Annotated in this window: 40 protein-coding genes; all 40 read right to left on the reverse strand. The window is 38.3% G+C overall.

Going from position 1 to position 26,933, the window contains the following annotated elements; translation table 11 throughout:
• Positions 1-121: 121 nt before the first annotated feature.
• Entirely contained in the window at positions 122-1,405 is a 1,284-nt protein-coding gene (gene spoIVB / locus ACTO17_RS12870) for a SpoIVB peptidase (RefSeq protein WP_172538032.1), read from the reverse strand.
• Between the two features lie 119 nt (positions 1,406-1,524).
• Positions 1,525-3,207 (reverse strand): DNA repair protein RecN, encoded by a 1,683-nt coding sequence (gene recN, locus ACTO17_RS12875; RefSeq protein WP_482558201.1) that lies wholly within the window; start codon positions 3,205-3,207, stop codon positions 1,525-1,527.
• Positions 3,208-3,297: 90 nt separating this feature from the next.
• Positions 3,298-3,750: an arginine repressor gene (gene argR, locus ACTO17_RS12880; protein WP_172538030.1), complete on the reverse strand. Its 453-nt coding sequence runs from the start codon at positions 3,748-3,750 to the stop codon at positions 3,298-3,300.
• A 15-nt stretch (positions 3,751-3,765) separates the two neighbouring features.
• Positions 3,766-4,623: an NAD(+)/NADH kinase gene (locus ACTO17_RS12885; RefSeq protein ID WP_482558202.1), complete on the reverse strand. Its 858-nt coding sequence runs from the start codon at positions 4,621-4,623 to the stop codon at positions 3,766-3,768.
• A 4-nt stretch (positions 4,624-4,627) separates the two neighbouring features.
• The gene (locus tag ACTO17_RS12890) at positions 4,628-5,425 is read right to left on the reverse strand and encodes a TlyA family RNA methyltransferase (RefSeq protein ID WP_482558203.1); all 798 of its coding nucleotides are present in this window, start codon (positions 5,423-5,425) and stop codon (positions 4,628-4,630) included.
• A 1-nt stretch (position 5,426) separates the two neighbouring features.
• Entirely contained in the window at positions 5,427-7,562 is a 2,136-nt protein-coding gene (gene dxs, locus ACTO17_RS12895) for a 1-deoxy-D-xylulose-5-phosphate synthase (protein ID WP_482558204.1), read from the reverse strand.
• A 22-nt stretch (positions 7,563-7,584) separates the two neighbouring features.
• Positions 7,585-8,472, reverse strand: a complete 888-nt coding sequence (locus tag ACTO17_RS12900; protein ID WP_482558205.1) for a polyprenyl synthetase family protein — start codon at positions 8,470-8,472, stop codon at positions 7,585-7,587.
• Between the two features lie 61 nt (positions 8,473-8,533).
• Positions 8,534-8,785: an exodeoxyribonuclease VII small subunit gene (xseB, locus tag ACTO17_RS12905; protein WP_482558206.1), complete on the reverse strand. Its 252-nt coding sequence runs from the start codon at positions 8,783-8,785 to the stop codon at positions 8,534-8,536.
• Positions 8,782-9,990, reverse strand: a complete 1,209-nt coding sequence (xseA, locus tag ACTO17_RS12910) for an exodeoxyribonuclease VII large subunit (protein ID WP_482558207.1) — start codon at positions 9,988-9,990, stop codon at positions 8,782-8,784. Before xseA ends, xseB begins: the two co-directional genes overlap by 4 nt.
• Positions 9,987-10,382 carry a transcription antitermination factor NusB gene (nusB, locus tag ACTO17_RS12915; protein WP_482558208.1) on the reverse strand — a complete coding sequence of 132 codons (396 nt, stop codon included), beginning with the start codon at positions 10,380-10,382 and terminating at the stop codon, positions 9,987-9,989. Before nusB ends, xseA begins: the two co-directional genes overlap by 4 nt.
• A gap of 112 nt (positions 10,383-10,494) precedes the next feature.
• Positions 10,495-10,872, reverse strand: a complete 378-nt coding sequence (locus tag ACTO17_RS12920) for an Asp23/Gls24 family envelope stress response protein (protein WP_172538022.1) — start codon at positions 10,870-10,872, stop codon at positions 10,495-10,497.
• A 305-nt stretch (positions 10,873-11,177) separates the two neighbouring features.
• The gene (locus ACTO17_RS12925; protein WP_482558209.1) at positions 11,178-12,458 is read right to left on the reverse strand and encodes a site-specific integrase; all 1,281 of its coding nucleotides are present in this window, start codon (positions 12,456-12,458) and stop codon (positions 11,178-11,180) included.
• A gap of 83 nt (positions 12,459-12,541) precedes the next feature.
• Entirely contained in the window at positions 12,542-12,766 is a 225-nt protein-coding gene (locus ACTO17_RS12930) for an excisionase (protein ID WP_482558210.1), read from the reverse strand.
• Complete coding sequence (gene dut, locus ACTO17_RS12935; RefSeq protein WP_172537049.1) at positions 12,747-13,190, reverse strand: dUTP diphosphatase; 444 nt, start codon at positions 13,188-13,190, stop codon at positions 12,747-12,749. Before dut ends, ACTO17_RS12930 begins: the two co-directional genes overlap by 20 nt.
• Before the next feature lie 144 nt (positions 13,191-13,334).
• Entirely contained in the window at positions 13,335-13,961 is a 627-nt protein-coding gene (locus ACTO17_RS12940) for a 4Fe-4S cluster-binding domain-containing protein (RefSeq protein ID WP_172539098.1), read from the reverse strand.
• Complete coding sequence (nrdD, locus tag ACTO17_RS12945; protein WP_482558211.1) at positions 13,961-16,120, reverse strand: anaerobic ribonucleoside-triphosphate reductase; 2,160 nt, start codon at positions 16,118-16,120, stop codon at positions 13,961-13,963. Before nrdD ends, ACTO17_RS12940 begins: the two co-directional genes overlap by 1 nt.
• A 14-nt stretch (positions 16,121-16,134) precedes the next feature.
• Positions 16,135-16,320 (reverse strand): hypothetical protein, encoded by a 186-nt coding sequence (locus tag ACTO17_RS12950; RefSeq protein ID WP_172539096.1) that lies wholly within the window; start codon positions 16,318-16,320, stop codon positions 16,135-16,137.
• A 44-nt stretch (positions 16,321-16,364) separates the two neighbouring features.
• Positions 16,365-16,616, reverse strand: coding sequence for an HPr family phosphocarrier protein (locus tag ACTO17_RS12955; RefSeq protein WP_482558212.1), 252 nt, complete (start codon positions 16,614-16,616; stop codon positions 16,365-16,367).
• A gap of 118 nt (positions 16,617-16,734) precedes the next feature.
• Complete coding sequence (locus tag ACTO17_RS12960; protein WP_482558213.1) at positions 16,735-17,289, reverse strand: hypothetical protein; 555 nt, start codon at positions 17,287-17,289, stop codon at positions 16,735-16,737.
• On the reverse strand, positions 17,286-17,852 hold the full coding sequence (locus tag ACTO17_RS12965; RefSeq protein WP_482558214.1) for a hypothetical protein: 567 nt from the start codon (positions 17,850-17,852) through the stop codon (positions 17,286-17,288). Before ACTO17_RS12965 ends, ACTO17_RS12960 begins: the two co-directional genes overlap by 4 nt.
• A gap of 2 nt (positions 17,853-17,854) precedes the next feature.
• Positions 17,855-18,049, reverse strand: coding sequence for an HPr family phosphocarrier protein (locus tag ACTO17_RS12970; RefSeq protein ID WP_482558215.1), 195 nt, complete (start codon positions 18,047-18,049; stop codon positions 17,855-17,857).
• A 63-nt stretch (positions 18,050-18,112) separates the two neighbouring features.
• The gene (locus ACTO17_RS12975) at positions 18,113-18,388 is read right to left on the reverse strand and encodes a hypothetical protein (protein ID WP_482558216.1); all 276 of its coding nucleotides are present in this window, start codon (positions 18,386-18,388) and stop codon (positions 18,113-18,115) included.
• Between the two features lie 17 nt (positions 18,389-18,405).
• Entirely contained in the window at positions 18,406-19,122 is a 717-nt protein-coding gene (locus ACTO17_RS12980; protein ID WP_482558217.1) for a cell wall hydrolase, read from the reverse strand.
• Positions 19,123-19,345: 223 nt separating this feature from the next.
• A complete protein-coding gene (locus ACTO17_RS12985; protein ID WP_482558218.1) occupies positions 19,346-20,488 on the reverse strand; it encodes an ATP-dependent DNA ligase in 1,143 nt (380 codons plus the stop codon).
• Between the two features lie 39 nt (positions 20,489-20,527).
• On the reverse strand, positions 20,528-20,806 hold the full coding sequence (locus ACTO17_RS12990) for a hypothetical protein (protein ID WP_482558219.1): 279 nt from the start codon (positions 20,804-20,806) through the stop codon (positions 20,528-20,530).
• A 36-nt stretch (positions 20,807-20,842) separates the two neighbouring features.
• Positions 20,843-21,166 (reverse strand): hypothetical protein, encoded by a 324-nt coding sequence (locus ACTO17_RS12995; RefSeq protein ID WP_482558220.1) that lies wholly within the window; start codon positions 21,164-21,166, stop codon positions 20,843-20,845.
• A 25-nt stretch (positions 21,167-21,191) separates the two neighbouring features.
• Entirely contained in the window at positions 21,192-21,524 is a 333-nt protein-coding gene (locus ACTO17_RS13000; protein WP_482558221.1) for a hypothetical protein, read from the reverse strand.
• A gap of 38 nt (positions 21,525-21,562) precedes the next feature.
• Positions 21,563-21,790: a hypothetical protein gene (locus tag ACTO17_RS13005; protein ID WP_482558222.1), complete on the reverse strand. Its 228-nt coding sequence runs from the start codon at positions 21,788-21,790 to the stop codon at positions 21,563-21,565.
• The gene (locus tag ACTO17_RS13010; RefSeq protein ID WP_482558223.1) at positions 21,791-22,195 is read right to left on the reverse strand and encodes a hypothetical protein; all 405 of its coding nucleotides are present in this window, start codon (positions 22,193-22,195) and stop codon (positions 21,791-21,793) included.
• Positions 22,196-22,714: an HAD domain-containing protein gene (locus ACTO17_RS13015; protein ID WP_482558224.1), complete on the reverse strand. Its 519-nt coding sequence runs from the start codon at positions 22,712-22,714 to the stop codon at positions 22,196-22,198.
• A gap of 44 nt (positions 22,715-22,758) precedes the next feature.
• Positions 22,759-23,025: a hypothetical protein gene (locus ACTO17_RS13020; protein ID WP_120432791.1), complete on the reverse strand. Its 267-nt coding sequence runs from the start codon at positions 23,023-23,025 to the stop codon at positions 22,759-22,761.
• A 4-nt stretch (positions 23,026-23,029) separates the two neighbouring features.
• Positions 23,030-23,383 carry a hypothetical protein gene (locus tag ACTO17_RS13025; RefSeq protein ID WP_482558225.1) on the reverse strand — a complete coding sequence of 118 codons (354 nt, stop codon included), beginning with the start codon at positions 23,381-23,383 and terminating at the stop codon, positions 23,030-23,032.
• Positions 23,383-23,547: a hypothetical protein gene (locus tag ACTO17_RS13030; protein WP_482558226.1), complete on the reverse strand. Its 165-nt coding sequence runs from the start codon at positions 23,545-23,547 to the stop codon at positions 23,383-23,385. The genes ACTO17_RS13025 and ACTO17_RS13030 overlap by 1 nt, the downstream gene beginning before the upstream one ends.
• Positions 23,548-23,800: 253 nt before the next feature.
• A complete protein-coding gene (locus tag ACTO17_RS13035; RefSeq protein ID WP_482558227.1) occupies positions 23,801-24,175 on the reverse strand; it encodes a hypothetical protein in 375 nt (124 codons plus the stop codon).
• Positions 24,176-24,222: 47 nt separating this feature from the next.
• Entirely contained in the window at positions 24,223-24,657 is a 435-nt protein-coding gene (locus tag ACTO17_RS13040) for a hypothetical protein (protein WP_482558228.1), read from the reverse strand.
• 105 nt (positions 24,658-24,762) lie between these two features.
• The gene (locus ACTO17_RS13045) at positions 24,763-24,936 is read right to left on the reverse strand and encodes a hypothetical protein (RefSeq protein WP_482558229.1); all 174 of its coding nucleotides are present in this window, start codon (positions 24,934-24,936) and stop codon (positions 24,763-24,765) included.
• 9 nt (positions 24,937-24,945) lie between these two features.
• On the reverse strand, positions 24,946-25,371 hold the full coding sequence (locus ACTO17_RS13050; RefSeq protein WP_482558230.1) for a hypothetical protein: 426 nt from the start codon (positions 25,369-25,371) through the stop codon (positions 24,946-24,948).
• Positions 25,355-25,618 carry a hypothetical protein gene (locus ACTO17_RS13055; protein WP_482558231.1) on the reverse strand — a complete coding sequence of 88 codons (264 nt, stop codon included), beginning with the start codon at positions 25,616-25,618 and terminating at the stop codon, positions 25,355-25,357. The genes ACTO17_RS13050 and ACTO17_RS13055 overlap by 17 nt, the downstream gene beginning before the upstream one ends.
• A gap of 106 nt (positions 25,619-25,724) precedes the next feature.
• Positions 25,725-26,216 (reverse strand): ATP-dependent DNA helicase, encoded by a 492-nt coding sequence (locus ACTO17_RS13060; RefSeq protein WP_482558232.1) that lies wholly within the window; start codon positions 26,214-26,216, stop codon positions 25,725-25,727.
• 18 nt (positions 26,217-26,234) lie between these two features.
• Complete coding sequence (locus tag ACTO17_RS13065) at positions 26,235-26,831, reverse strand: ATP-dependent DNA helicase (RefSeq protein ID WP_482558233.1); 597 nt, start codon at positions 26,829-26,831, stop codon at positions 26,235-26,237.
• Positions 26,832-26,933: the final 102 nt, after the last annotated feature.

Genomic DNA, 26,933 nt, shown 5'->3' on the forward strand with positions numbered 1-26,933 from the left:
GGCAATGTCGGATAAGCACCTCGTGATTACCCATTGTCCGGCTTTCGCCCTATAAAAATAAAAACACAGGCAATTTCAGAAGCAAACTTCCAAATTGCCTGTGTTTTTATTCTTGCACGGCTCATCGTCCAAGCATATTTTCAATAAAAATTCCATACCCCTTGGAAGCGTCCTGGACAAACACATGGGTAACTGCCCCGATGACTTTTCCATTCTGTATAATGGGGCTTCCGCTCATGCCCTGCACGATTCCCCCAGTCAGATTCAAAAGCTCCGGATCTGTCACCTGGAACAAAATCCCCTTATTTTCACTGTTATAATCCAGATCTGTAATCACAATAGAATATTCCTTTCGCTCCCCGGAAACGGTAGATATAATTCTGGCCTCCCCTTCCTCAATTTCCTGCTTAAACCCAACGGGACTGAAACTTTCGCCGCCTGCCTTTTCCGGAATTTTTTCCAGATTTCCGTATATTCCCACACTGGTATTTTCCTCCACCGTTCCCAGACGGTACTGATCCAGATAAGTAATCACCCCGGCAATCTCTCCGGGATTTCCTTTTTCCCCTTTGGTGATCCCGGCAATTTCCGCATCATACAGGGTTCCTTCCCCCATATTTACCTGAGTTCCTGTATCCAGGTCACTCACCGGATGTCCCAATGCGCCGTACTGATTTTGCTCATCATAAAAAGTTAAAGTTCCGACTCCGGCCAGATCATCCCTGACCCAGATTCCCAGCTTATATTCTTCCTCGGCTGTCTGTACCGGCTGCAGCTTTAACTGAATATATTCTTCTTCACGCAAAATGCCCAGTATGACAGGTTCTCCCTGGCACTGGTTAATTGTTTCAATCAAATCCTCTTTGCTTTCCATAACCTGATCATTGACCGTCTTGACATAATCCCCGCTTTTCACCAGGTTTTCCGCCGGTTCATAATTCATGCCGTCGCTTCCGGTTACCGTTCCTGTTCCGATAATCAGAATGCCGTCTGTCTTTACATAAATTCCCACCGGAATTCCGCAGGGCACTACCTGCTCCTGCTCCACCACCTCCACATTTACCTCTTTCATGTGAAACAGGCCGAACAGTCTGCAGGTGATGGAATAGCTTCCCTGCTCCTGAGATTTTAAGGAAAAACTTTGATTTAAGTCCAGTTTGATTTTATCTTTTTCAACCGTGGGAGACTGATTGCCGAAAACCTCCAGTCCCGCCTGATCCAGTTCCCCGGTGACAGGCAGGTGAAAATCAAAATTTTCTTCTCTGCCTTTTTCAATCCGGATTTTGTCCGGTATGGATTCTTCCATGAAATAAAACGAAAAAAAGATCCCCCAGCAAACGCCTGCAAGCAAACTCCCCCGCGCCATCCATTTCTGAAATCTAATCAGACTTTTTTCTTTCATCATTTCACATCCTTCTAAAGTTCCGCCCATTTTCTGCCCTTTGGCAGACTTCTGGCTGTCATACGATGAAAATCAGGGACTTTCGCCGTAAATCCTTTTTAGTATGTGAAATTCCCGCTGATTTAACTCTGGGATTTTTTGACTGTTATTGCCAGTTCTTTCATTTCCCTGGCGCTTTCCATAACGGTATCCGTTATTTTCACGCCGCCCAGCATCCGGCCAAGTTCTGTAACGCTTTCTTTTTCATCCAACAGGCAAATACTGGAAACGGTCACATGATTCACCACATTTTTACTGATTAAAAAATGATAATCCGCCATAGCAGCAATCTGGGGAAGATGGGTAATGCAGATCACCTGATGGCTTTTGCCGATCACATTCATTTTTTCCGCCACCATCTGGGCAGTCCGTCCGCTGATTCCCGCGTCTATTTCGTCAAAAATCAATGTTTCAATCTGATCACTTTCCGCTAAAATTGTTTTAACGGCAAGCATAATCCGGCTCAGTTCTCCGCCGGAGGCCACTTTTCCCAAAGGCTTTAAAGGCTCTCCCGGATTGGTGGAAATTAAAAATTCCGCCTCATCCCGGCCGTTTACCGTATAACCTTTGGTTTCCTGAAATTCCATGGTAAAATCCACATCCAGAAAATTCAAATCCACCAGGCCGCTTTTGATCTCTTTCGTCAGCTTTTTGGCATATTTTTTCCGGATTTTGGAAACTTCAGACGAGATTTTCTGCAGAGCGGCTTCTGATTTTTTCAGCCGCTGCTCCAATTCCTCTAAATATTCCTCATAATCTTTCAGCCTGTTGTATTTCTTCTGCTTTTCTTCTTTTGCCTGCAGGACCGCCTCGATGCTTCCTCCGAATTTGTCTTTCAGATGATTGATTTCATCCAGACGTTTTTCCACTTCAAAAAAGGCTTCCTCTTCAAATTCTTCCTCGGAAATATAGCCTGACAGCTCCCGGTTAAAATCATTTAAAAGACTGTCCACTTCCTCCAGCTGGCTGCACATTCCCTCCAGCTTCGGATCAAAATCCGTCACCGTCTGAAGCTCCCGAAGGGCCCGGCCAAGCTGCTCTGTGGCGCTTCCGCTTCCGCCGGTCATCTCGTAAGCCGCTCCTGCCGCCTCCATAATTTTGCGGTTGTTTGCCATCTTCCGGTAAGAAATTTCCAGCTCCTCATCTTCTCCGGGAATCAAACCTGCGCTCTCTATCTCCTGTATCTCATACTCCAGAAAAGACAGCTCCCGCTCTCTGCCCTCTCCCTCAGAAAGCGCCTGCTGCTTTTCTTCCAGAATCTCCTGATAGTTCTGATAGTTCTGTCTGAGCGTTTTCTTTTTTCCTTCCAGTTGATCTTTTCCGTATTCATCCAGAATTTCCAGATGCTTCTTTTTATGAAGCAAAGACTGATGTTCGTGCTGTCCATGAATATCAATCAGACAGGAGGCCGCCTTTTTCATACAGGAAGCGGATACTGTTTCAGAATTGATTTTCCCTATGCTTCGGGATGATGTGATTTTCCGGGACATGATAATTTCGTCATTTTCCGGATAAATATCCAGTTCTGCCAAAAGCTTTCTCTGCTCCTCATTCTCCACCCGAAAAATCAGCTCCACTAATGCATATTCCGCATGCTCCCGCAGCATTTCCTTCGGAACCTTTTCTCCCAGAGCAAGATTGATAGAACCGATGATGATAGATTTTCCGGCTCCCGTTTCTCCTGAAAGAATATTCAGTCCATTGCCGAATTCCACCTCCGCTTCTTCCATCAATGCCAAATTTTTAACATGCAGACTTACCAACATACAACTTTCTCCTCTCGTCCGCGGCGATTCTTTTTTAATACCTGCCTGACGGCAGTTTGCTTTCCTGCAGCATTCCAATCTGCAAAGGGCCTATTTCTTTGTGATCTTCCGCAGCCTTTCCATTAAAATTTCTGTATCCTCCACGGTACGCACCGCGCACATGATTGTATCATCTCCTGCAATACTCCCCACAATCTCATGACAGTCCATAGAATCCAAAGCTGCTGCAACTGCCATTGCCATACCGGAAACGGTTCGAATCACCAGAATATTCTGCGCCATATCCATGGAAACAAATCCGTCCCGGAAAATCCTGATATATTTTTCACTCATATCCGGCTGATTTTCATTCAAAGAAATATATTTCTGGCGCCCCGACCCGTCCTGCGCTTTTGTCAGCTTTAATTCACGGATATCTCTTGATACGGTAGCCTGGGCCACAGGAAATCCTTCCTGTTCCAGACGCTCAGAAAGCTCCTCCTGTGTTTCGATACTGTATTTTGAAATGATTTCCAAAATTTTAGCATGACGTTTTGATTTCATCTTTCCCTCCGTCTGTCAGGCATAACCCTGTAATTTTTTCCGAAGCCTTTCCAGAAAACTCTGTTGGCTGAGCTTCAGAATCCCGGTGCTGATGCGGGCCTTTTTCACTGTGATTTTCTCCCCTGCCCGAAGAATACCCACATGATCCCCGTCAAAACTGACCTCCAATTCTTCTTCCTGTTCGCTGCTCCGCTTTGCCACCTCCACGGTAATCTCATCTTCCGCATCCAATACAATGCTTTTGGCGTTCAGTGTATGGGGGCTGATGGGAGTCACCAGCAGCAGGCTGGCCTTGGGATCTACGATGGGCCCGCCGCAGGACATACTGTAGCCGGTGGACCCGGTAGGGGTCGCAAGAATGATGCCGTCTGCCCGGTATGTATTCAGATACTCTCCATTGACCGAAATAATCAAATCCACCACCTGCAGCCTGCCGCAGCGGTGAATGACAATATCATTCAATGCCGTCCGCTCCGGCTCCTTTCCCGCCTTTGTGATACAGCAGCCGGACAACTGCATCCGCCGCTCAATGGTATAGCTGTCGTCTGCCAGAAGATGCTCTGCCCCGGCAACGGCTGTATCTGCTTCCAACTCGCAGAGATACCCCAGATGGCCGGTATTGATCCCGATTAAGGGAATATCCCGCTCCGCAATATTTCTGGCCGCCCGAAGCAGGGTGCCGTCTCCTCCCACCACCAGAATGCACTCCGTATCCTTTGGAATTTTCTTGCGGTCAAAGGGGATGCCCTCCAGTTCCAGATTGGCCTGATACTGGCAAATCCCGCCGTTTTCTGTAATAAAATTCTGGATTTTTTTGGTTAATTTCAGCTGAGCATCCCTTGCGGGATTTACAATAATATAAAAATGTTTCATAATTTTAGGTCAGTGTCCCATGGGCCTGCGCTACCACAGCCGCCACATCCACCGGTTCCTCCTGACTTTCCAATCCTTTTTGTATATGTACCAGATACTCAATATTTCCTTCGGGCCCTTTAATGGGGGAAAATTCCAGATTGCGGACCCCAAAGCCAATTTCTTCTGCAAAGGCCAGAATTTTCTCAATGACCTCCCGATGTACGCCAGGGTCCCTGACTACGCCTTTCTTTCCCACTTTTTCTTTTCCTGCCTCAAACTGCGGTTTGATCAGACACACCATCTGGCCGGCTTCGCCAAGAAGCTCTTTTGCTGCCGGAAGCACTTTGGTCAGGGAAATAAAAGAAACGTCCACGGATGCAAAGTCCAGTACATCTGCAATATCCTCCGGCGTCACATAGCGGATATTTGTCTTTTCCATGCAGACCACCCGCTCATCCTGTCTCAATTTCCAGGCAAACTGTCCGTATCCCACATCCACCGCATAGACCTTTGCTGCGCCGTTTTGAAGCATACAGTCAGTAAAGCCCCCGGTAGACGCGCCGATATCCATGCAGATCCTGCCGGTGAGGCTGATATCAAAATTCTCCATTGCCTTTTCCAGCTTAAACCCGCCCCGGCTGACATATTTCAGGGCAGTTTCCCGCACTTCTATGGAAACCTTTTCGTCAAAAGAAGTTCCTGCTTTATCTTCCCGCTGACCTGCCACAAACACATTTCCCTCCATAATCATGGCTTTCGCTTTTTCTCTGGAGGGGGCCAGGCCCCGCTGCACCAACAGCACATCTAATCTTTCCTTCATATTATGCCTTTCCGTAATCAGATTTCATTACTTCCGAGATTCTCTTAATGACAGATTCACTGTCTATTCCCAGTTCTTTTCGAAGAACTTCCACATTTCCATGTTCTACAAAAGTGTCCGGTATTGCGATATTTAATATTCTGGCCCGGCAAGGCTGTTCTCGTTCGGAATCATTCTTTTCCTGCAGTTTTTCGGAAAGGCCGCTGAGATTCAGGCAGCGGCAGTTTTCCAGATACCGGGCCGCGTGCTCTCCGAATCCGCCGCTTAACACATTTTCTTCCAGGGTCACTAAAAGGTCATGTTCTCCTGCCAGCAGATCCAATAATTCCGTATCCATAGGCTTCACAAACCGGACGTTCACCAGTGTGCATTGATATTCATTTTTTAACTTCTGCCAAACCTCCTCTGCCGTCTTAACCATACTGCCCACGGCCAGAAGTGCAATCCCGACAGAAGGAGAGCCGACCGTCAGCCTTCTTGCCTGTACTGCATTCTCATTCAAGGGGCCTGCAGGCGGCTCGCCGGCCAGATTTCTTTTCTGTACAGGCTCCGCATTCAGGGAGCCTGCAGGCGGCTCGCCGGCCAGATTTCTTTTCTGTACAGGCTCCGCATTCAGGGAGCCTGCAGGCAGTTCACCTGAGAGATTTTTCCAGTAAATCACTTCGCTTTTTCCGTAAATAATTTTCCCTCTGTGCTCCTTTAACCCGTCGTAAGCCTGTCCCCTGGGATACCGTATGGCAATGGGATGCCCAAAATTCACTGCAAATTTCACCATATCGGAAAGTTCCCATTTATTCTTGGGCGCCAGAATGCTCATATTTGGAATGGTAGAAAGATAAGACAAATCAAAGATACCCTGATGCGTTTCTCCGTCACTGCCCACAAGTCCGGCCCGATCCACAGCAAAGGTCACCGGCAGATCCTGGATGCACACATCATGCAGCATCTGATCATACGCCCTTTGAAGAAAAGAAGAATACACCGCCAACACCGGTTTCAGTCCCGCCGCCGCCAGTCCCGCCGCAAAGGTCACTGCATGTCCCTCTGCAATTCCCACATCAAAAAAACGATCCGGGAACATATTATGGAAACGCTTTAATCCAGTTCCGTCCTCCATAGCCGCAGTAATGGCCGCCACTCTCTCATCCCGCTCTCCCAGTTTGCGCATTACCGTGGAAAAAACGTCTGTGTAATTGGCTGCGGTACGCTTCTTTTTGGGCAGTCCTGTCTCAATTTCAAAAGCATCCGTTCCGTGAAACCTGGCCGGATGACGTTCCGCCGGCAGATACCCTCTGCCCTTTTGGGTAATCACATGCACCAGCACTGCTCCGTTTACTTTGGAGGCTTCCCGAAATACCCGCTGCATGCCGCTGATGTCATGGCCGTCCACCGGCCCCAGATAAGTAATTCCCATATTTTCAAACAGCATTCCGGGAATCAGAAGCTGCTTGATGCCGCTTTTGGTTCGGCGAATCCGTTCTACCATCCGTTCTCCGTAAACGGGAATCCGGTTCAGGGAATTGGTCACCCCGGTCTTTAATCCCTGGTAAGCTTCCGCGGTCCGCAGATTTCCCAAATGACTGGAAAGCCCGCCTACATTTTCAGAAATAGACATTTTATTGTCGTTTAACACAATAATAAAATTTGATTCCAAAAGAGCTGCATTATTCAGCGCCTCATAAGCCATGCCCCCGGTCAATGCGCCGTCGCCAATCACTGAAATTACCCTGTAGCTTTCCCCTGTAATTTCCCTTGCCGCCGCATATCCCAGACCCGCTGAAACAGACGTGGAGCTGTGTCCGGTATTAAAACTGTCACAGTCGCTTTCCTTCCGCTTGGGAAATCCGCTCATTCCGCCGAACTGGCGCAGCGTCTCAAAGCCTTCTCTCCGTCCGGTCAAAAGTTTGTGGGTATAAGACTGATGCCCCACATCCCAGATGATTTTATCCTCCGGCAGCTGAAAGCAAAGATGCATTGCCATGGTAAGCTCCACCACCCCCAGGTTAGAAGCCAGATGGCCGCCCCGCTCCGACACCTGCTGTATCAAAAAATCCCTGATTTCCTCTGCCAGAACCGGCAGTTCTGATTCTTCTATCTGTTTAATGTCGTTGGGCTTTTCTATTTTTTCCAATACCATATAGAATATCCCCTTTCTTCTCCTATTTTTCCCTCTGAATCAGCTCCACCATCAGGGATGTTAAAAATTCATTTTTCACCACAAGCTCCTCCAACAGCTGTACGCTGTGCCTGGAAAGGCGTTCTGCCTCCTGCCCTGCCTGCTCAATGCCGTACAAGGTCACCCAGGTGCTTTTATGATTTTTTTCATCGCTGCCAACCGGTTTCCCCAAAACCTCTGTGGTACTGGTAACATCCAGAATGTCGTCCTGTATCTGAAAGGCAAGGCCCAGTTCTCCTGCCGCCTGTTCTATCTGCCTCTGCTCCCCTTTGGTGGCTCCTGCCAAAACGGCTCCAATCAGCATGGAGCTCTCCAATAAAGCCCCGGTTTTCAGCCGGTAGATAAATTTTAATGTTTCTTCTGCCACCGGTTTTCCCTCTGACTCCACATCCACGCACTGGCCACCCAGCATTCCGTATATTCCGGATTTTGCAGCAAGTATCTGCAGGGCTTTTCCAATATTGGCATTGCCCGGTTCTATCTCAAAGGCTTTCACCGCCGTCTCAAAGGCATAATTCAAAAGACCGTCTCCTGCCAGAATGCCCATGGCTTCTCCGTATTGCGCATGAGTGGTTTTTCTGCCCCGGCGGTATTCATCATTGTCCATGGCAGGCAGATCGTCGTGTACCAGAGAGTAGGTATGAATCATCTCAATTGCCGCCATAAAAGGCTCAATTACTTTTGAGCGTCCCCCGAACATCCGGTACGTTTCCCACATAAGCATGGGCCGCAGCCTTTTGCCGCCTGCCAGCACACTGTAATTCATTGCTTCTATTACAGTTTTCTGATATCCTTCTTCCTTGGGCAGATAGCCGGCAATCACATCTTCGATCTGACTGGTTCTGGCCGCAATTTCTGCTTTTATATCCATAACTGATCCGTCCTTTCTTCTGTACTGTCTCTTTTTGCTTCTTTTGGCTCAGCCTGCGTATTCAGGACGGACTTTCGGATTCCGCCGGTTCTTCAAAAGGCTCCAATTCTCCCTGCTGATTCAAAAGCAGCATTTTCTTTTCCACTCTGTCTATTTTCTGATTACAGAATTTCAGCTTCCGGATTCCCTGCTCATACAGCGCAAATGTCTCTTCCAGGGTCACATCCCGCTGCTGCATTTTCTCTATCATTTCTTCCAGTTCCTGAAAAGCTTCCTCCAGAGACTGTTCTTTTTCCTGCTTTGTCTGGCTCATAAAACCTCCTGTTCCACCTCTTCCACTTTTGCAGACACTATTCCGTTCAGCATATGGATTTTCAGCGTATCTCCTGTTCTGACCTTTTTTGCATCGCAGATTCCCTGTCCGTTTTCATCCGCCACAAACGCATAGCCCTGGCTTAATTTTTTCAAAGGCGACAGCGATTCCAAACGCTCTGCCAAAAGCTCCAGTGTATGCCTGCAGTGCAGTAATTGCTGCTCCATCCTCATGCGCAGCTTTCCTTCCAGATCCGCCGCCGTCTGCCGCTTTTCATTTAACTGATTCACAGGGCTTAACAGTTTCAATCTGTTTGCATACTGACGGATGCGTTCTTCCGTCCGTTCCAGTCGGTCTGTAATGCCCCGGTTCAGCTCCAGCTGAAAAGACAACAGCATTCCTTCCAACTCCCGGATATCGTACACGGCCAGTTCTGCTGCCGCCGAAGGTGTAGGCGCCCGCAAGTCCGCAGTATAATCGGCAATGGTAGTGTCTGTTTCATGGCCCACGGCGGAAATGATCGGAACCGGGCATTCAAAGATTGCCCTGGCTACCGCTTCTTCGTTAAAGGCCCACAAATCTTCCATGGAGCCGCCGCCCCGGCCCACAATCATAACGTCCACCCCCAGCTGCTCCAGGGCATGAATGCCGTTTATGATACTGGCTGCGGCTCCCTCTCCCTGTACCAGCGCAGGATAGAGGACAGTCTGCACATAAGGATTTCTGCGTCTGCTGATGTTTTGAATATCACGGATGGCCGCTCCCGTAGGCGCAGTCACAATACCCAGGGTATGAATATATCTGGGAATGGGCTGTTTATACTCCGGTGCAAACATTCCCATTTCTTCCAATTCCTGTTTCAGACGCGCAAACCTCTGATACAGCAGTCCTTCTCCGTCCGGCAGAATCTCTCTGGCATACAGCTGGTATTTTCCATCCCGTTCATAGACGGAAATGGAACCCAGAACAATCACATTGTCCCCGTTTTTCATGGAAAAAGAAAGACCCTTCCGGTTTCCTGCAAACAGAACTGCCTGCAGCGCCCCGGTTTCATCCTTCAGCGTAAAATAGATATGGCCGGTGGTATGGTACTTGCAATTGGACACTTCACCCTTCACATAAATGCGGTTCATCATAAAATCCTGGGTGAACATATTTTTAATGTAGGAATTTACCTGCCCTACGGTATATACATTTCCTTTCATGCCAGCTTCGCCAGAATCCCATTGACAAAGGAAGCGGAATCATCGGTGCCGTAGTTTTTGGCCAGTTCTACCGCTTCGTTGATTGCCACTCCGGTGGGAACCTCTTCTTCAAATTTTATTTCATAGACAGCCAGACGGATTAAAGTCAGATCCACTTTGCCCATCCGGGTAGTTTTCCATCCTTTGGCCGCTTCATTAATCATCCCGTCCAGTTCCGGCAGGCGGGTCACAATCTGTTCAAACTTGCCCTGAATGTATCGGGCGTCTTTCTCTTCTTTCTGATCCAGTTCTTCAAAAAACAATTCCAGCTGCTCCGGCAGTTCTGCTTCTTCATAGAATTCCGCCCGAAACAGCAGCTTGAATATCTGTTCTCTTACTTCTCTTCGGCTCATATGTTTCCTTTCAAAATGGTTCTGCTCACAAAAAGGCTGTCAAATGACAGCCTTATGATCTTTCCATATAATTCCTCATTTTCATACAGGAAAAAACCTGCCGCACCTGATTTTATTTCTGCTTCTCCATCTCCACACTGGCAATGCTTACATTCACGCTGCTTACTTCCAGTCCGGTCATGTTCTCAATGGCAGATTTCACTCTCTCCTGCACCTTGGAGGACACTTTTGGAATCGCATATCCGAAACGGATGTTCAACGCCACATCCACACGGACTACATTTTCCTTAATATCAATCTTGATTCCCTTGGACAGATTCTTCATGCCCAGCTTGCTCACCAGTTCGTTGGTGATGTTTCCCGCCATAGAACTGACGCCTTCTGCCTCGGTAGCCGCAAGACCTGCAATAATTGCAATTACTTCGTCTGCAATACGCACCTCGCCTAAATTATCATCTTTTATCATATATGCTTTCCTGTCTTCAGCCATTTTACGCCTCCTAAAACTTATTCGTTTTTTTATTATAGCAGAATTGCCGGCATTTGCAAAGCGATTCTTCCGGTTTTATCCAATTATTTATATTATTTCCGTTTAGCCCTCACCCGTATGCAGATCTCTGGCAAATTATTTTACTTTCTCCTTTGCCGCCGGTTTCCCGCTATTTTTTCGGCACCGAAGTATACTCATAGGGCGTCGCCTGATATACGTAATAATTGAGCCAGTTTGTATAATTATAGCCTGTAAAAATGCCCAATTTTCAATGCTTTCACAAAAAATGTCTCCAGATTGTTCAATTATACCGCCACCCAGTCTCCAATGTCTATTACGTCTGCAACATTGCTTTTCTCTAGCATGTCTCTATACTTTTGTTCCGCAATTTCTTCTCCCATTTCTTTTATGTCTTCAATCATTCCATTGAATCTTTCCATTTCTGACTTTTTATGGTCGTCCATTACGGATGTGTATAAATCCATCGTCATCTGCAAAGTTGCATGTCCTAAATAATCTTGCACTGTCTTTGGCTGTATTCCAGCCTCAAAGCATCTGGTTGCAAACGTGTGCCGGAAACAATGACAGGAAAACGGCATTATTTCTTCGGTTATGTCTCTCATGAGATTAATTTCATTGATCACTTTTTTTATTGCGTCACATATAATCTGTGAATTAATTGGCGTATTATATTTTGTTGTAAACAATAAATCTTCAAACTGTTTCTCAACTTTCTTTTCAGCCGGTGCTTTGTTTTTAACAATATTTTTTTGCATGTACTGTTTTTTTAAATAAATCTCACATTGCTTATTCATCGGAATTGCGCGTAAACTTGTTTTCGTTTTTGGCAGTTCAAAATGAAAAACTTTTTTATCATCGCCCTCATATTTCTGATAAACAAGCGTTCTGTTTACATGAATGATTTTATTGTCAAAATCAATATCTTCCTTTCTTAAAGCCGCAATTTCACCTATTCTCATGCCCGTCAATACCGCAACATTAAAAAAATTGTCATAAAAAGTCCCCTTGCAGCAATCAAAGAAATCTATTTGCTCTTCCAAGGATAAAACTCTAGTTTCTTTCTCTTTGTCTCTTTTTATTGAAATCCCCTTTGCCGGATTTCTCCTCAAAAACTCATCAAACACGGCTTTGTTGAACATGTCAACAAGCAATATTTTCACTTTGTTCTTTGTCTCAAACTGATAACCCTGCTTGTCAAGAATTTTTATCAACTCTCGGACTTTCAAATTAGTAATATCTTTCAGATAAAAATTCCCCAAATATGGAGAAATATGCTTCCTATATACTAGGTTGTAATATTGCCTTGTGTTATTTCTGATGGAATCATATTTATATACATTCATCCATTTTTCATACCAATCGTCAAGTTTTATATTTTCCCGTAAATTCACTTCCTTATCATTTTCATATATGGCTTCATTGTATCTTTTTTTAATGTCCTTTAAATCATGCCCGGATATCGACCTGCGTTTTCCGAATCTGTCTGTATACCTTGCCTCGTATCTTCCATTTGCTTTTTGGATTATTCCTTGTCCAATCTCTTTTCCTTTTAGATTCTTTCCCATTGCATATCCTTTCTTTATGCACAGAAAGATAATTATTACATGATTTATTGTATCACATAACAACTATCTTTATCAATGCATTTTTATAAATAGTGAGACGTTTGCAAGTATTTTTCAAACTCTCTTCTTTTTATTAACTGCTTGTTTCCCACTTTCAATAAAAATGGGCATCCTTTCTTTTTAAGCAGCGTTCTAATAGTTTTCTCTCCTATATTTGAATATTTTACAGCCTCTTTTATGGTGAGATTAATCTTATCTTTAATTGGAATACTTATATTTTCATTTCTATTATTTTCCCGTGCTTCCAAAGCCCGCATCACCTCGTTTTGTTTCTGACAATTCATTTATCTCATTAAAACACACATCAACAAATGGCATGATGATTAGTTGTGCAATTCTTTCCCCAGGATTCACCCACTGGGTTACTTCGGAATGATTATGTAAGGCGACTTTATATTCACCTCTATAATCTGAATCACATACTCCAACTTTATTTGCTGGTGCCAAACCTCGTTTTGTAGAAATGCCACTTCTAGGAAATATAGCCCCAAATGTACCTTCTGGCAATTCCATAGCTAAACCTGTGCTAATCATTTTTGTTTCATGTGGATTAATGAAAATTGATTGTGCGATACATGCGTACAAATCAAATCCCGCAGAATTTTCGCTTCCTTTTGTTGGAATAATTGCATTAATATTTGTCCGTTTAAACTTAATGGTTTCTGTTTTCATTTTTAAATTCCTCCTTATAATCACATGGAATACATTGTCCCCAATAATATGTTTTATTTTTTATATTACAATGTACTTTCACTCTTGTTTTATCTGTTTCGTTGATTGCTGAGTGAATACATTGTTCACATTCACTCGTTATAATCATGTTTTCCATAATACAATTTCACCTTTTTGTAATGATTGCTGAATGTTGATGAGCCTTTGATTTTTACTGCCTCTATATGGAAGTGTCAGATCACGTTGGTAATCTATGTATTTACCATCTACAAGAATATTACACCTAGAGACTATATCTGCTCTTTTAGTCCATTTAAAATACCCATTGCCTGAATCTTTAAATTGATTTTCTCCAAATATTTCATTGAATTCATATCCTGTATATAACCATATAGATTTCTGAGGGGCTGAAAGAAGGATTTTATTGGCATTTTTGTTCAATATATTGTATTGTTCTTCTGTATTGTCCACTATATATTGCGTAATGTTGTACCGTTTATTTACTTCAGTGACTAAATCTAAAACACCATCAAGATTACTCTCAAAAAGCGGATCACCTCCTGTCAATGTCAAGCCTGAAATATAATCCTTATCTAACTCTCTGAACAATTCTTCTTTTGCAGATTCATCAAATGGGATACCGCTATTAGCATCCCATGTTTGCGGATTCTGACATCCTTTGCATTTATGAGAACAGCCTGAGAGCCATAACACGACTCTCAAACCACTTCCGTTATTCATATCTGGATAAGTTAAGTTATGATAATTCATCACATCGACACCCTATCCTTTATTTCCGCATTCTTGGCTTCATTATATCTCGTTTCTCCATGAACTCTCGTAAATCCCAAATAGCCATTCATCCGATCAATCTTTGTAATCTTGCCACCTCCGCACTTAGGACATACATCCATTTCTACCTGTTGATACCCACAATCTTCGCAATAACACATTGCAAGATTTACACCTTCATAGAAACCTTTATCCATTGCCCTGAGAACCAATGTCTTAATTGCTTCTATGTTATATCCTAAGTTATAGCGACAATACTGAATCTTTCCTCCGTTGAAATACTCCCAAAATCTTTCTTCCTTATCCTGTTTTTCAATGGGAGACATTTGCTCAGATACATGACAGTGAAAACTATTGCTTACATATGGCTTGTCTGATACATTTTCAATAATTCCATATACTTTACGGAATTGTTCAATCTGTAATCCACAAAGACTTTCTGCTGGCGTTCCATAAATTGCATATAGAATGTGATCTTCTTCTTTGATTCTATCTATGTACTGCTGAATGTATTGCATCACTTCCAATGCAAATTTACCATCTTCACGGATTGACTTGCCATTATATAATCTCTGCAATTCATTTAGTGCTGTTATTCCATAACTCATAGTCATTTGAGGAAGAATTGATTTAATCTTATCCTCCGGCTTTAAATTACCACCATACAAACCGCCTTCACAGAAAGCTACTGGATTTACGCTTGCTCTCAGTTCTCCAATATAATCATAGGTACGTTTATGTAATCCTCTGATTAATTCAAGGTAATATTCTAAAACTTCATAGAAATCCTTTGATTCTTGTCTAGCTTTTGCTAGTATCATAGGTAAGTGAAGTGAAACTACTCCTAAATTACAACGTCCTTCAAATACTGGTTTATCTTTTTCATCTGCTGGTGACATTCCACCATTTTCATACCAAGGAGATAGAAAGGCTCTGCAGCCCATGGGACTGACCACTCTTCCATATTTTTTATACATTTCAGGAACATATCCATTACCCGTTAAAGACAACCAATCAGGATACATTGTCTTACTGCTACATTCAATACCCGCATTAAATACATCTGCGCTTTCATATTTCTCACTACCTTCTCCATGCAAATTCTTATCATACAAAAATACAATCTTAGGGAACAACACAGGACGCTTAAATCCTTTCTTTCCCTGACCTTCTTTATGTACATTAAGCAATGTAATCGCTGCCATCTTACCAAATTTATCTGTTGCCAATCCAATAGTCATTGTAACGAATGGATAATCGCCTCGACTGGAACCAACCGTATTCAACTTGTATTCAATTCCTTGCCATCCCTGTTCAAAGTCACGCTGAATTTTTTTCATTACCCATTCTTCAGCACTGGAAGTATTAGTAATGAGAGTTCCATTATCCTTTTCAATATATCCGCATATATTTGCATATTCTTTTCTATATTTCCAATATGATTTCTCTGCATATGGAGCAAGAATTTTGTCCACTTCCGGCACTGTAAAGCCACCATACTGCTGTGCTGCCGTCGAAAGAATGATATCTCCCATAACATCAAATGCCGTATCAAGTGAGTTTGGTTCGTTATACCATACATTTCCCATCTCAAAGCCATTTTTCATTACTTTGCCAATTCTAAAAAGGCAGCAATTGAAAGTATCCAAGCGAGAACTCCTATCATGAATATAAATATATCCATCTTTCATTGCTTGTTTCTCATTTAAAGTTAAAAAGAATTTCTTGTATAATTCTCCATTTAATTCTCCAAATATCAGACTTCTCTTTGTTGCAACTAATGCAGAATCTGTATTAGCATTATTTTTGTCCCCAATATATCTAATTGTCTGACTTTTTTCATATACCTTATCCATCATATGTACAAAGTCTTTTTTATAATTTCTATATTCTTTATACATCTTTGCAACTACTGGATAAAACTCTTCAAGCACAGATTCTACAATATTATGCATTTCATAAATTTCAGTGTCTTCTAAATCATTTTCTACCATTTTATCCCATACAGCATTACAAATTATCTGATAGTCGGAATCAGATAATTCAACCATTGCTCTTCTTGCAGCTTTATTACAAGCATTGATTATCTTTTGTTCATCATACTGTTCTAATGTTCCGTCTTTTTTAATTATCTGCAATAATTGTTTCCTCCTCATTTATGTATCTGATAAATACATCCACTTATAAAACCAATAAAGCCTAAAGTAAAATAAAAGTGACTTGTTGTTAATTCATATTGTTTTATAAACGGTTGCAATACCTCAATACAAATTTTGTCTACATCAAACTGAACTAATATCCATGCTACAATTAGCCCTTCTACCAATCCGCTTAACAATAATCTCTCCCTCCTTAGCCAATAAAACAGGCAATATATGCTACTTATTTCATTTTATTGTTTGCATTTACCTGCCATTTTTTAATTGATTCATAGAATTCAAATACAGAATTCAAATCATCTCCATCCACTTCAACTTCCAAATTTTTCATATGATTTAAACTGTACATTCCAAGTATGCTTCTTCCATCAATAACTTGTCTTCCTTGTTTTACATCAATATACTCTCCTTTGTATTTATTGCACATAGAAACAAAATCGTTAACATCTTGTATGGTGTTTAATTTTATTATCAAATTTTTCTTCTCCAATCCTTATATCTAATTCTTTTTTTCCATGCATTCATTTCATCAAATGATAATACGTTCATTTCCACACTTTATATATCTTTAAAGTTTTTACAAAATTATCTCTCTACTCTACCTGATGTAATATGACTTTTACAACATCGCTAATATCTGTTCCTTCATTATTATCAACTACAAAATTGACTTCTTTTTCCAAACCTAAAAACATAGAAAAATCACGTTCTACTCTAGCAGCAATCTCGTTCTTATCATCAAATGTGAATTCATTTACACCACATCTGTCTATGTATCTTTTAACTCTTGTACCAAGACTTGCATTAACAAGTACAGTAAAAATATTATCATTAGAGCAATTCTGCTTAAGTTGTCTGAGTCCATTCGGAGTGAGTACTACTACTTTATTTCCATCAACATAATCCGATTTTAATGTTCCATATAATCTTCCTTGTGAATATTCATCATATTCTGCCAACATACCAGTATTAACCATAGCTGCAAATGTATTATTTTCTGTAAAATAATAATCCTTACCATTTACTTCTTCATTCCTGGGTTGTCTGGTAGTGTATGAAATAATCTTTTCAAATCCATGATGGGTTGCCAGTTCTTTTTCAATTGTGGACTTCCCTGACCCGGAAGCCCCTAATAAGACAATAATCATTCATTAATTCCTTTCCTGTACTCTTCAAGTTCTTTTTGATATTCTTCTGTTTTATGATATCCACAAGAAAACATTTCAGGGCAAAATCCACGATAGACACATTCCCTTACCATACAACTTGCAAGTTCTGGTTCTGTTTTTGCTACAGCTTTTTTTACTAATTTCCAAGCTTTTCTCGTTTCTGTAGCAGCACAATTACACAATCGTTTGCGACTAATATTTATTAATGCTTGTGCATCTGCCTCACACGCATGGTTTACCAGTGCACCTTGCGGTAATTTATCCCTATTTCTATCTTGATCATTTGTTCTATCTGGTCTTTGTGTTGATACCCAATGCTCAATGCCAATTTTATGTCTTACCATATGTACACTTACCCATGATTTTAGTTCACACCATCTCCAATAAAATTTCATTCTTCTTATTGGTGAATGTTCAGACATAATAAGTTTTCTTTTCCATGTTGAATCGGGATATTTTCCTGTAGTTTTATTGATAGTATTCATGGTAGAATCTTTAATTTCCTGCCAATTATCTTCATGCCTAAAATTATCTATTTGCACTTTTACACCTCAAACTTTCTCATATCTTCAACAAACGATGAAATAACACTTTCATCCATAGTCATTGCCTGTACTTTTACCTTTTCCCCAGGTATTGTACCAAAAACTCCAACCACAGATTTTGCATCAATAATAATTTTATCTATGTAAATATTTATGTCACAATCATACATTGAGCATATATTTACAAATTCCATAATCAATTCAGGTGAATACAGTTTTATATCTCTTAAAAATTTCTCCCTTTTAATTTTATAATGTTATTCTGTTTCTTCTAAAATTTCATTCCATGTTTTATCACAATATGGAAGAACCTGTATCCCATATTCACATACCGGTAATTTCTTCCTGATCTTCTCTGCTATTCTAACAGCCCTGTCCATATTTTTTGTATATCTAATACCGAAATGCCTGGTTATTTGTTCTGATATGTAATTCCCGTTAAAATCAAACAATCCATTAATTGCACTTGAATGTGCAACCCTAATCTGATTGTCCTTTGTCTTTAAAATATAAACCCCGTTATCTGCTGACATATATAGAACCTCCTTTTTTATCTATAAAATGTATGATTTATACTGTCTGTAAAAACTTCTTCTAATTTATTTTTATTCCATGAATTTCCTGGCACATTGTCAAATGCGATACAGTCGTAAGCTGTAGAGCCAAACATGTAAGTATACTCTATCGCCAATACATCATCTTCTGTAACTTCTACGATATTGATTCTTCCATCATATGTAGGTGTAAATTGAACGCTTCCATTTCTTTCATAAATAACATCAATGATATTATCAGGATATTTTTCAGAATATATACGATTCCAAACAACACTTGCAACATTGCATTTTGATTCAAAATCTCCTCCTGTTGTCTCTGCAGAAACTAGTTTTTGAAACACTTTTATTTCGTCAATGTTATATTCTTCATATACTGATTTTGGTATTTCTAAATAATCAGAATAATCCTTATACTCTTCCAATAATCTCTTATAAGAAATAAACCATTCTTTCTTACTTGAAAAATCTATGGATTCTAATTTTGACCAAAATTCGTTTCTTATGGTTTCTGATTCAGTTAATATATTCTCTTTCTCAAAAATCTTTTTTCTACATTGCTTTTTAGGTGATTTTTTGCCAATTATAGTTTTATGCATAACTTCAACTTCCACTTTTTTAACATTTCTAATTGTTTTTCTTTCACCAAAAATCATAATGCCAACTATTACAATCAATATTAAAAAAACTATATTTATTTTTTTATTATTCATATACCAACTCTATTGAATTGTTATCCATCACCTCTTTTGTTAGATTTAAGTAATAAGTTAATTTGTATGCGTTTTTGTCCTAATCATAGCTTATACATTTCTCTTTCTCCCTTATGCCCACGAAAATAGGAAATTGTAAACTTTCAAGACCTGTTTTCTTATCTTTACTGATTTCTTTATATTTAACTTCAATAACTCTTCCTATAAGATTATTTTTATCCTTCTAAAATTTTGCTCTAGTTGCATCATCAAACCCAGAGCCAACATTAACAGTGTTATCTTTGTACCGAAGAACTAACGCCCCAAGAGTCCCTGTCAGTCTTCCATCACCTTCCAATACTTCTACAACAGGAAGATCCATTGTATAAAATTTTTTAATCTTGATAAGATCAGTAGTTCGTTTACACTTATATATTGCATCTTTGTTCAGCATAAGACCTTCCCACCCCTGTTCTACAGCATATTCAAGCCATTTCATAATCTGGGATTGATCCGTTCCTTCATATACCATAGTTACAACTTCCACATTTTGAAGTTGCTTTTCTTTAATGACTTTTCTGAGTTCATTTAACATCTTTCTACGCACGTTATATTTATTATTTGATTGTTTATTGGGAATTTCTGATTCTGGAAAATAATCAAATATGACGAATTTTATTTCATTCTTAGATTCTGCGTCTGAATTAATAACACCTGTTCCAATTCTAAAGTTTTCTCCATCTGACAGATTATCTATGTTTTTTCTAATAAGTTCTCCATCATAAAACCATCCCATGCCTAGTTGTTGTAAATCATATATAATGTGCTGCATACCACTAAATTCTTTACCTTGTCTGCTAATAAGTTTACCTTGGTAAAATGAGGCTCTATTCCCATTCATCTTCTGACTCAAAGAAAACCATGTTCCTTCATTCAATTTGAGTTTTTCATACGAAGATCCTAACTGTACTTCCCAAGTATCAATTAGTCCAGGGATGCATTTATTTACCAATTTCGCATCAGCACCCAACCTAAATTTCTTTGTAATCATCTGCTCATAAAAATCTCTATTTTCTTCTTGTCCAGATAAAAATACCTGAATCTCGTAAATATCTTCATCTTTTCCAGTATTGTTCTTCTTCAAATAGTCCATGACATCTTCAAATGTGCTATGTATGCCCAAATAATATGGTGCTAACTCAGAACTTGGAGTCACTTTCTTTTTTATTTTCTTTGTACTGATTCCTGTTACAATATTCCCATCCAACAAAAACTTCAAACACTCTTTAAATAATTCATTATCCCTATTTGCTATAATAATAGCCTTCTTATCATTTAAACTGCTTGTCTCCTGAATCTGCTTAAACAAATTGATTACTTTTATCAATCACGTTCTCCTTCCTTTGAAACACACATTTTAACAGCATTAAATACTAAATAAACTTTTAAGAGTCACAAGTCTATTCCATGCTTTCCAACCAGATTCAAAATGTATATCTTCTTTATTTGTATTCTTAATGACATTATCTATTGTGAGTTCTATCATTCTCATATAATTTTCAAAATTGCAACTATTCATATATTCTTCAATTTCAGATGAATAATTGCCATCTTCCTTTATCTCATTGATTACTTCTTCTCTAATTTGCTTTTTTAGTTTATCCATAGTTTCATCATCTAAGATTACTTGACCTTTTAATTCCATAATATTTTCCTTTCTTTAATCAATGAAATTGCGAATTTATCTTGTTCTTTCTTTTCTACTTACTTCATGTTTATGCCCTTTTGGACAAATACTATATTTAATATCTACATACCCATCTGCGTAATCATTACCGCCGCTATTGATGGGATCTTGATAAATACAAATCCTTGCATTTTTAGTTTCTGAATCAGACAAGAAAGATTTTGCGAGATAATAATCGTCACAATCTTGACAATATTGAAATTTCCCAGATAAAATACCTATTGCCATTTCAATTTCATCATTTAACTTATCTAACTCTTTTTTCTTTTGCTTATCACTACAGTTTTTATCAATAATATCCTTAATAAATTTGTTCATTAATCCTCCTCTTGAAAGACTTGTTTTATTGCTTCTTATTTGTTTTAAGCAATCTGTTTAAATACCATTTCTGAAATTTAGTGAATTTGATATTGTACATTTTTTCAAAAAGTTCAATACCATCTCTATCTAACATCCTTTTATATGCGCATATTTTACTTTCTTCGTTAGCATTTTTATTATTCTCAAAATCATTCCTCATAATTATGCCATCCTGACGAATAATTTTTACTCTTGCATTTGGACAACTCAAACAGTCATCTACATAGCACAAACCAAAAGGATCATATTTCGCACATTCCGATCTATCACATACTTTAATGATAAGTTTATATTCTGTGATTGCTCTATTGTCCATAATTATTGCACCTCGTTTCTACCTTTGAAAGCGTGGTTTCAAGACTTTGATACTATATCATTTATAACAACAACTTTATACGAAGATACTTTCATTTCATCATATAGTCCCCATTCACTTTCTACATTTTCGATTTTTCCTATAACTACAAATTGACCTTTAAACCCTGTAACTTCTCCTTTATACAAAAAAGATGAAGTTCCTCTATGTCTCATTGCTACAACTTTATCTCCGATTTTTATTTTGTTATTTAAGAAATCTTTCATCTAAACCATTTCCTCGCAATCATTCAAATTAATTTCTTCCATAGTAATAACCTTGAACCATCCAGGATTCAAACTAATCTTTTTATGAAATTCAAACATCAATTCCGATAACCTGTCTTCTAACCATTTTCTTTCTTCGTCTGTTACACCATCATAAATATATGTATCGCATCCAGAGTCATCATAATATGCTTCATTTAACTCCTCCATAATTCTATCTGGGTCAGGATCAGTTCTCAGTGGAACAAGTTCACATTCACCAACAAAAATAATAGGATTATCTGTAGATAAACTTCTTTCAATCCATTCTTTACAGCCTAAAGCATCCTGTATTGCTTCTTCTTTTGTATCGAATGTGCCATGTGTCCAAGTTTCATTATCTGTTTCATTCCATGACCATAACATTTATTTATTCTCTCCTAATATTTCAATCGCTTTATTCACATGCTCTCTTTTTAGTCCTCCATCACCAAACCAAGTAGGTTGAATCCAATTATTTTCATAACCATAATCAGACCATTGCCAATCTTCATCATCTAAAATCACGAAATTTTCTACATCATTCTCGTTAATCCACTTTTGAATTTCAGCAGCTCTACCAGTACCATGTTTGCAGTTGATATTTAAATCTTCTTCTAATCTGATTGTTTTAGGAACACTACCTACTATTTCTGCTTCTATATATGGTGTATCGCCTAAAACTTTTATATGGTTTTTTGATAATATTTTTCTTAATACATAATATATTTTTGGCGTGTAATCTTCTGTTCCTCTCCAGCTAGAACTAATGATTACTTTTGCGTTTGTTTTGTCACATATTTCTTTAAGAAGTTTTACCTTTTCAATATCAATATTTGCTGTTTCCTCATTCCGATAATTACTATATGTAAGTTCTCCGTCCACGTCTAAAAATATTATTTTCACATAATCACCTCATCTTCACTGAATAAAACGAGCGTTTCAAAGCCTTACTGTTTATGCATTACATCACTTATTAAATCAGCATACGATTTACAACCTAAATATTTTCCTAACGTAGCAAGATTTTCTTTAGTGCTCTTTATCACGCTCTCTGTAATATAATCCTCAAAATCTACACAATCATCGAACTCGTCTTCCACTCTGCTAACTACATCATGAACATAACTATGCGTTTTATCTAAAATCGTTTCTATCATCTGTAATCTATGTAATTTCTCATAATTTTCTGTAATCTCTTTTAATGTTCCTGCCATTCGATTAATCCTCCTGATATCTCCAACTAACTATATCTACATCACTTCTCCAACCATCGCAACTATCTTTCCCTATTGAAAAATGATACCATGCATGACCTGTCCACTGATGATCTCTATATTCTTGACCGTCTTTGTCTTTAACAATTATCCATGTATCTTCTTTGGGCTTAACTTCTTTACTTATCCATTCCACTTTTTCTTTTAGTTTTGCTTCAAAACCGATAAATTGTCCACGATCATATCTGATATTTTTAATTCTGTATTCAGAATCACCAATAAATACAATCGCATCTTTTCTACGTGTAATTCGTAATGGCTGCTTACCTATTCTTTTCCATATCTCTAAAAGTTTCATTAATACCTCTCCTTAGCAATCAATTCTGTATTTTCATAGATATTACCAATAATTCTATGTTGTTCTAAGAACCACCCTCCGCAATTCATATCACTTAACCCTCTAAATTGTGTTGGAGAAACACCATTGGAAGTTGCCCAATTCCATTCCTTTACCAAGCACATACAAAATCCACCTTCCCATAGTAAACAACAAATACTTCTCCTTTTTGATTCTGAGAAATATCACCAGTATATAATTCCTTATCATCAAAATCACACAGATTCACAAATTGCATAACTTCATATCTGTCATTGTCCTCTAGCATATCTTTAAACGAAGGTTCCATAGCACCAGATCCGCTACAAGTAAAATCATATGTGTTTTATACATCATAAATCATTTCTTTTGCTTCTTTATCCCACGCTCTAAATTTAATCATTTCACACCAACACTTTCTCTGTAATCAACAGTGTCTTTTGGAACATATACAAAAACTTTATCATCATTAACAAGATTATTTTGCATGATTACAGCATATGGATTTTCATTTGTATAAGTTATATCTACACTTCCTTTATAAGTACGAACTTTTCCATTTATACAAATTTCAATTATATCGTAGTTATGCGCTGGAATCGTTGATACTGTATGATAAGTTCTAGCATATATACCACTTTCTATTTCTTCTAATTCATATCTGCTTTCATGATATTCTGATTGTTTTCCAAGATAATCAACAACAGAATAAATCACGATAAAAGCAATACATATTAATAATGTATACATCATAATTTTTCTTGCTAATTTCATTCGGAACCTCCAATTTTATGTATAATACAACAAATGAAACCTATCTTTCATCCACCAAAATACAAAAGCCATTTATAGTTTCTTATGTTTATCATTTTCTCTTTAAGTTCTCTAATCCTTTTGTTATTTTCTATGTATACTTCAATTTGTTTTTCTACTAATGTATCTGCTTTTAATTCTGGATACAACGATACAAGAGTAATACTATTTTCTTCTTTTAAATCGCCATATGTATTAGATTCATAATTCATATATTGTTCTACAAGAACATTCATATCTTCTTCAATATCCTTATTTTCTTCTGTATACATATCTATTTTAGATTCCAAAGTACGGCTACTGATAATATTCCAACTTAATACAACAATAGATACTAAACATATTCCAAATCCAATCGTACAAAAACTTCCTGCGCTATCCCAATCTTTATTTGTAGCAACAATTAATAAAACCAAAAACACAATAGTTAATAAAATCGACATATTTTTATTCTCCTTTACACTCACACATTTGAAATTAAAATAACTTTCTCTTTATCTGCTTTTACCTCAGTAACCAATACTTCTCCTTTTGCGAAGTAAGAAGAATTACACCTTGCATCGTTCCGCATGTAACTTATCTATTGCTAAAACTGCAATAGCATCATCTTCACACCAATCTGCTTTTCTTGTTACTAAGAATACTTTTAAATTCTGTTTTGGTTGCATTGCCTTTGATAATTTATCTATATCAACTTTCGTTGTTGCAGGATCACCTATCATACATTCACCTCACATTTTCTCAATTTTCTCAATCATCTTATTCTCACCATTAAACAATCCAATTAAATAACATGGAGTTTTCCCACCTCTTACATCCTCATATGTTTCTTCTACTTCCCAATGGTAAGGCGATAATCCTCTGTTAATAGAATCCATAATCTTATAGCATTTTTCTTTATATACTTGTTTTCTCTTTTCAATGGACTGTTTTTCGATATCAAGATACAGGTTAGCAAGTTGAACGTTATAAACTCTTATTGAATTGACATGCATAAATAAATCATCAAACAATTTCATGCTCATTTGAGATTTAACTATTTCATTATTATGTAATTCTTTTGGTATAAACCATTTTACAATTCTACATGAATAAAAATCATTTTCGGTATAAACGTAATAATTATCGTTACACTCTAAATCATAAACTATTTTCATCACTCCAATCTATTTCATATTCAGTGCGTGAATATATTGCCTCTGGAAATTCATTACATCCAAGGCTTCTTTCTGTTCCATATCTATCTGTTCCATGATAATAAACATGGTTTATATAATCATTTTTCATGCCGAGAAATTTTTCAACTTCTTCTATAGATAAAAATTCATATGTGTCATTACTCTTATATCCAAAATCATTTGTGGAACACGACACATAAAACACTTCTTCTCTAATTAACTTCATACACAACCTCTCATTCCAAAAGCAATAAATGTCCTATTTCATCGGAATATTTGGTCTATATATAGTGGTTATATTGTGTATTTACCACTATATATAGTTTGCAATTTTACATCTCCTTTAACCAGGTCTGTCTACTCTTACTCTTGTTATTATCCATACACATCTTAAATGCTTGTGGTTCTGCTAAAAGCAAGCATCTCTTCTTTGCTCTTGTAATTGCCGTGTACAATAAACAAGTGTCTAATAATGTGTAATGTGTCATATCAATGATGATTATTACCGTTTTATATCCTGAACCTTGACTCTTATGAATTGTCATTGCATATGCTAAATCCAACTGATCTAATTCATTTCTTGTATAAGTAATAACCTTTGTTTGGTCGTTCATTTTAAATTCAACAGTAAACTCCAAGGTCTTTTCTTTACCGTTTTGAACTTCTTCAATTTTGGTTATATATCCTACTTCTCCATTAAAAACATTTTTCTCATAGTTATTATCAACTTGCATTACTTTTGAACCAATAAGATATTCCTTTTTTCCTATCTTCATTGTTCTTCCATTTTTATCAAGAAGGATATCGCTTAGTCTGATATTGATTTCTAATGTACTATTATCTCAATTCTCTTTCCTTGGAACTATAATAGCTACTTCATCCATTCCATCCTGTTCAATCGCTTTTAAATATGACTTAATCGCAATATTTCTAAGTCCTTCTCTTGTGTCCCTAAACATATAAGTCATATCTTGTAATTCGCCATTAACAATTCTTAATTCTGGCTGTTCAATCGGCATAATTCCTTCACGAATCTTATTTGCATCGGATAAAATACCTGACTTTTCAGCTTGCCTTAATACTTTTGTTAAATGAGAAATGTGTAAACTATCTGTTTTAAGAAGTAAATCTCCAAAAATATTTCCATATCCGATAGGTGGTAACTGTCTGTTATCACCACACATAATAACTTTTGCTCCCTCTTTGATGGCACTAACTATTGCATGATATACATAAGAATTAATCATAGAACACTCATCAATCAAAATTACATCTGAAGTCAATGGGTTTTCGTGGCCATACTCAAATCCTTTCTGTGGATTAACGCTTAATAATCTATGTATTGTCGAAGCTGGAAAACCAGTTGTCTCTGTAATTCTTTGTGCAGCTTTAGCAGATAAAGCACAACAAGATATTGAATAGTTTGCATGTTTATAAATATTTACACGACTTTACAACTTTTATAAATGATACCCTTGTTTTTGGATCAACTGTTTTAAGGCATTTATCAAGGTATTTGATTTTATGCCAGTTTCGACTTT

The organism is Petralouisia sp. (assembly GCF_056822245.1).

Coding starts and splice junctions, on each gene's coding strand:
- spoIVB (WP_172538032.1), bottom strand. CDS start 1,405: ATGATGAAAGAAAAAAGTCTGATTAGATTTCAGAAATGGATGGCGCGG.
- recN (WP_482558201.1), bottom strand. CDS start 3,207: ATGTTGGTAAGTCTGCATGTTAAAAATTTGGCATTGATGGAAGAAGCG.
- argR (WP_172538030.1), bottom strand. CDS start 3,750: ATGAAATCAAAACGTCATGCTAAAATTTTGGAAATCATTTCAAAATAC.
- ACTO17_RS12885 (WP_482558202.1), bottom strand. CDS start 4,623: ATGAAACATTTTTATATTATTGTAAATCCCGCAAGGGATGCTCAGCTG.
- ACTO17_RS12890 (WP_482558203.1), bottom strand. CDS start 5,425: ATGAAGGAAAGATTAGATGTGCTGTTGGTGCAGCGGGGCCTGGCCCCC.
- dxs (WP_482558204.1), bottom strand. CDS start 7,562: ATGGTATTGGAAAAAATAGAAAAGCCCAACGACATTAAACAGATAGAA.
- ACTO17_RS12900 (WP_482558205.1), bottom strand. CDS start 8,472: ATGGATATAAAAGCAGAAATTGCGGCCAGAACCAGTCAGATCGAAGAT.
- xseB (WP_482558206.1), bottom strand. CDS start 8,785: ATGAGCCAGACAAAGCAGGAAAAAGAACAGTCTCTGGAGGAAGCTTTT.
- xseA (WP_482558207.1), bottom strand. CDS start 9,990: ATGAAAGGAAATGTATATACCGTAGGGCAGGTAAATTCCTACATTAAA.
- nusB (WP_482558208.1), bottom strand. CDS start 10,382: ATGAGCCGAAGAGAAGTAAGAGAACAGATATTCAAGCTGCTGTTTCGG.
- ACTO17_RS12920 (WP_172538022.1), bottom strand. CDS start 10,872: ATGGCTGAAGACAGGAAAGCATATATGATAAAAGATGATAATTTAGGC.
- ACTO17_RS12925 (WP_482558209.1), bottom strand. CDS start 12,458: ATGGGAAAGAATCTAAAAGGAAAAGAGATTGGACAAGGAATAATCCAA.
- dut (WP_172537049.1), bottom strand. CDS start 13,190: ATGAAAACAGAAACCATTAAGTTTAAACGGACAAATATTAATGCAATT.
- ACTO17_RS12940 (WP_172539098.1), bottom strand. CDS start 13,961: ATGAATTATCATAACTTAACTTATCCAGATATGAATAACGGAAGTGGT.
- ACTO17_RS12960 (WP_482558213.1), bottom strand. CDS start 17,289: ATGATTATTGTCTTATTAGGGGCTTCCGGGTCAGGGAAGTCCACAATT.
- ACTO17_RS12970 (WP_482558215.1), bottom strand. CDS start 18,049: ATGGAATTTGTAAATATATGCTCAATGTATGATTGTGACATAAATATT.
- ACTO17_RS12975 (WP_482558216.1), bottom strand. CDS start 18,388: ATGTCAGCAGATAACGGGGTTTATATTTTAAAGACAAAGGACAATCAG.
- ACTO17_RS12980 (WP_482558217.1), bottom strand. CDS start 19,122: ATGAATAATAAAAAAATAAATATAGTTTTTTTAATATTGATTGTAATA.
- ACTO17_RS12990 (WP_482558219.1), bottom strand. CDS start 20,806: ATGGAATTAAAAGGTCAAGTAATCTTAGATGATGAAACTATGGATAAA.
- ACTO17_RS12995 (WP_482558220.1), bottom strand. CDS start 21,166: ATGAACAAATTTATTAAGGATATTATTGATAAAAACTGTAGTGATAAG.
- ACTO17_RS13000 (WP_482558221.1), bottom strand. CDS start 21,524: ATGGACAATAGAGCAATCACAGAATATAAACTTATCATTAAAGTATGT.
- ACTO17_RS13005 (WP_482558222.1), bottom strand. CDS start 21,790: ATGAAAGATTTCTTAAATAACAAAATAAAAATCGGAGATAAAGTTGTA.
- ACTO17_RS13010 (WP_482558223.1), bottom strand. CDS start 22,195: ATGTTATGGTCATGGAATGAAACAGATAATGAAACTTGGACACATGGC.
- ACTO17_RS13020 (WP_120432791.1), bottom strand. CDS start 23,025: ATGGCAGGAACATTAAAAGAGATTACAGAAAATTATGAGAAATTACAT.
- ACTO17_RS13025 (WP_482558225.1), bottom strand. CDS start 23,383: ATGAAACTTTTAGAGATATGGAAAAGAATAGGTAAGCAGCCATTACGA.
- ACTO17_RS13030 (WP_482558226.1), bottom strand. CDS start 23,547: ATGTGCTTGGTAAAGGAATGGAATTGGGCAACTTCCAATGGTGTTTCT.
- ACTO17_RS13035 (WP_482558227.1), bottom strand. CDS start 24,175: ATGAAATTAGCAAGAAAAATTATGATGTATACATTATTAATATGTATT.
- ACTO17_RS13040 (WP_482558228.1), bottom strand. CDS start 24,657: ATGTCGATTTTATTAACTATTGTGTTTTTGGTTTTATTAATTGTTGCT.
- ACTO17_RS13045 (WP_482558229.1), bottom strand. CDS start 24,936: ATGATAGGTGATCCTGCAACAACGAAAGTTGATATAGATAAATTATCA.
- ACTO17_RS13050 (WP_482558230.1), bottom strand. CDS start 25,371: ATGAAAATAGTTTATGATTTAGAGTGTAACGATAATTATTACGTTTAT.
- ACTO17_RS13055 (WP_482558231.1), bottom strand. CDS start 25,618: ATGAAGTTAATTAGAGAAGAAGTGTTTTATGTGTCGTGTTCCACAAAT.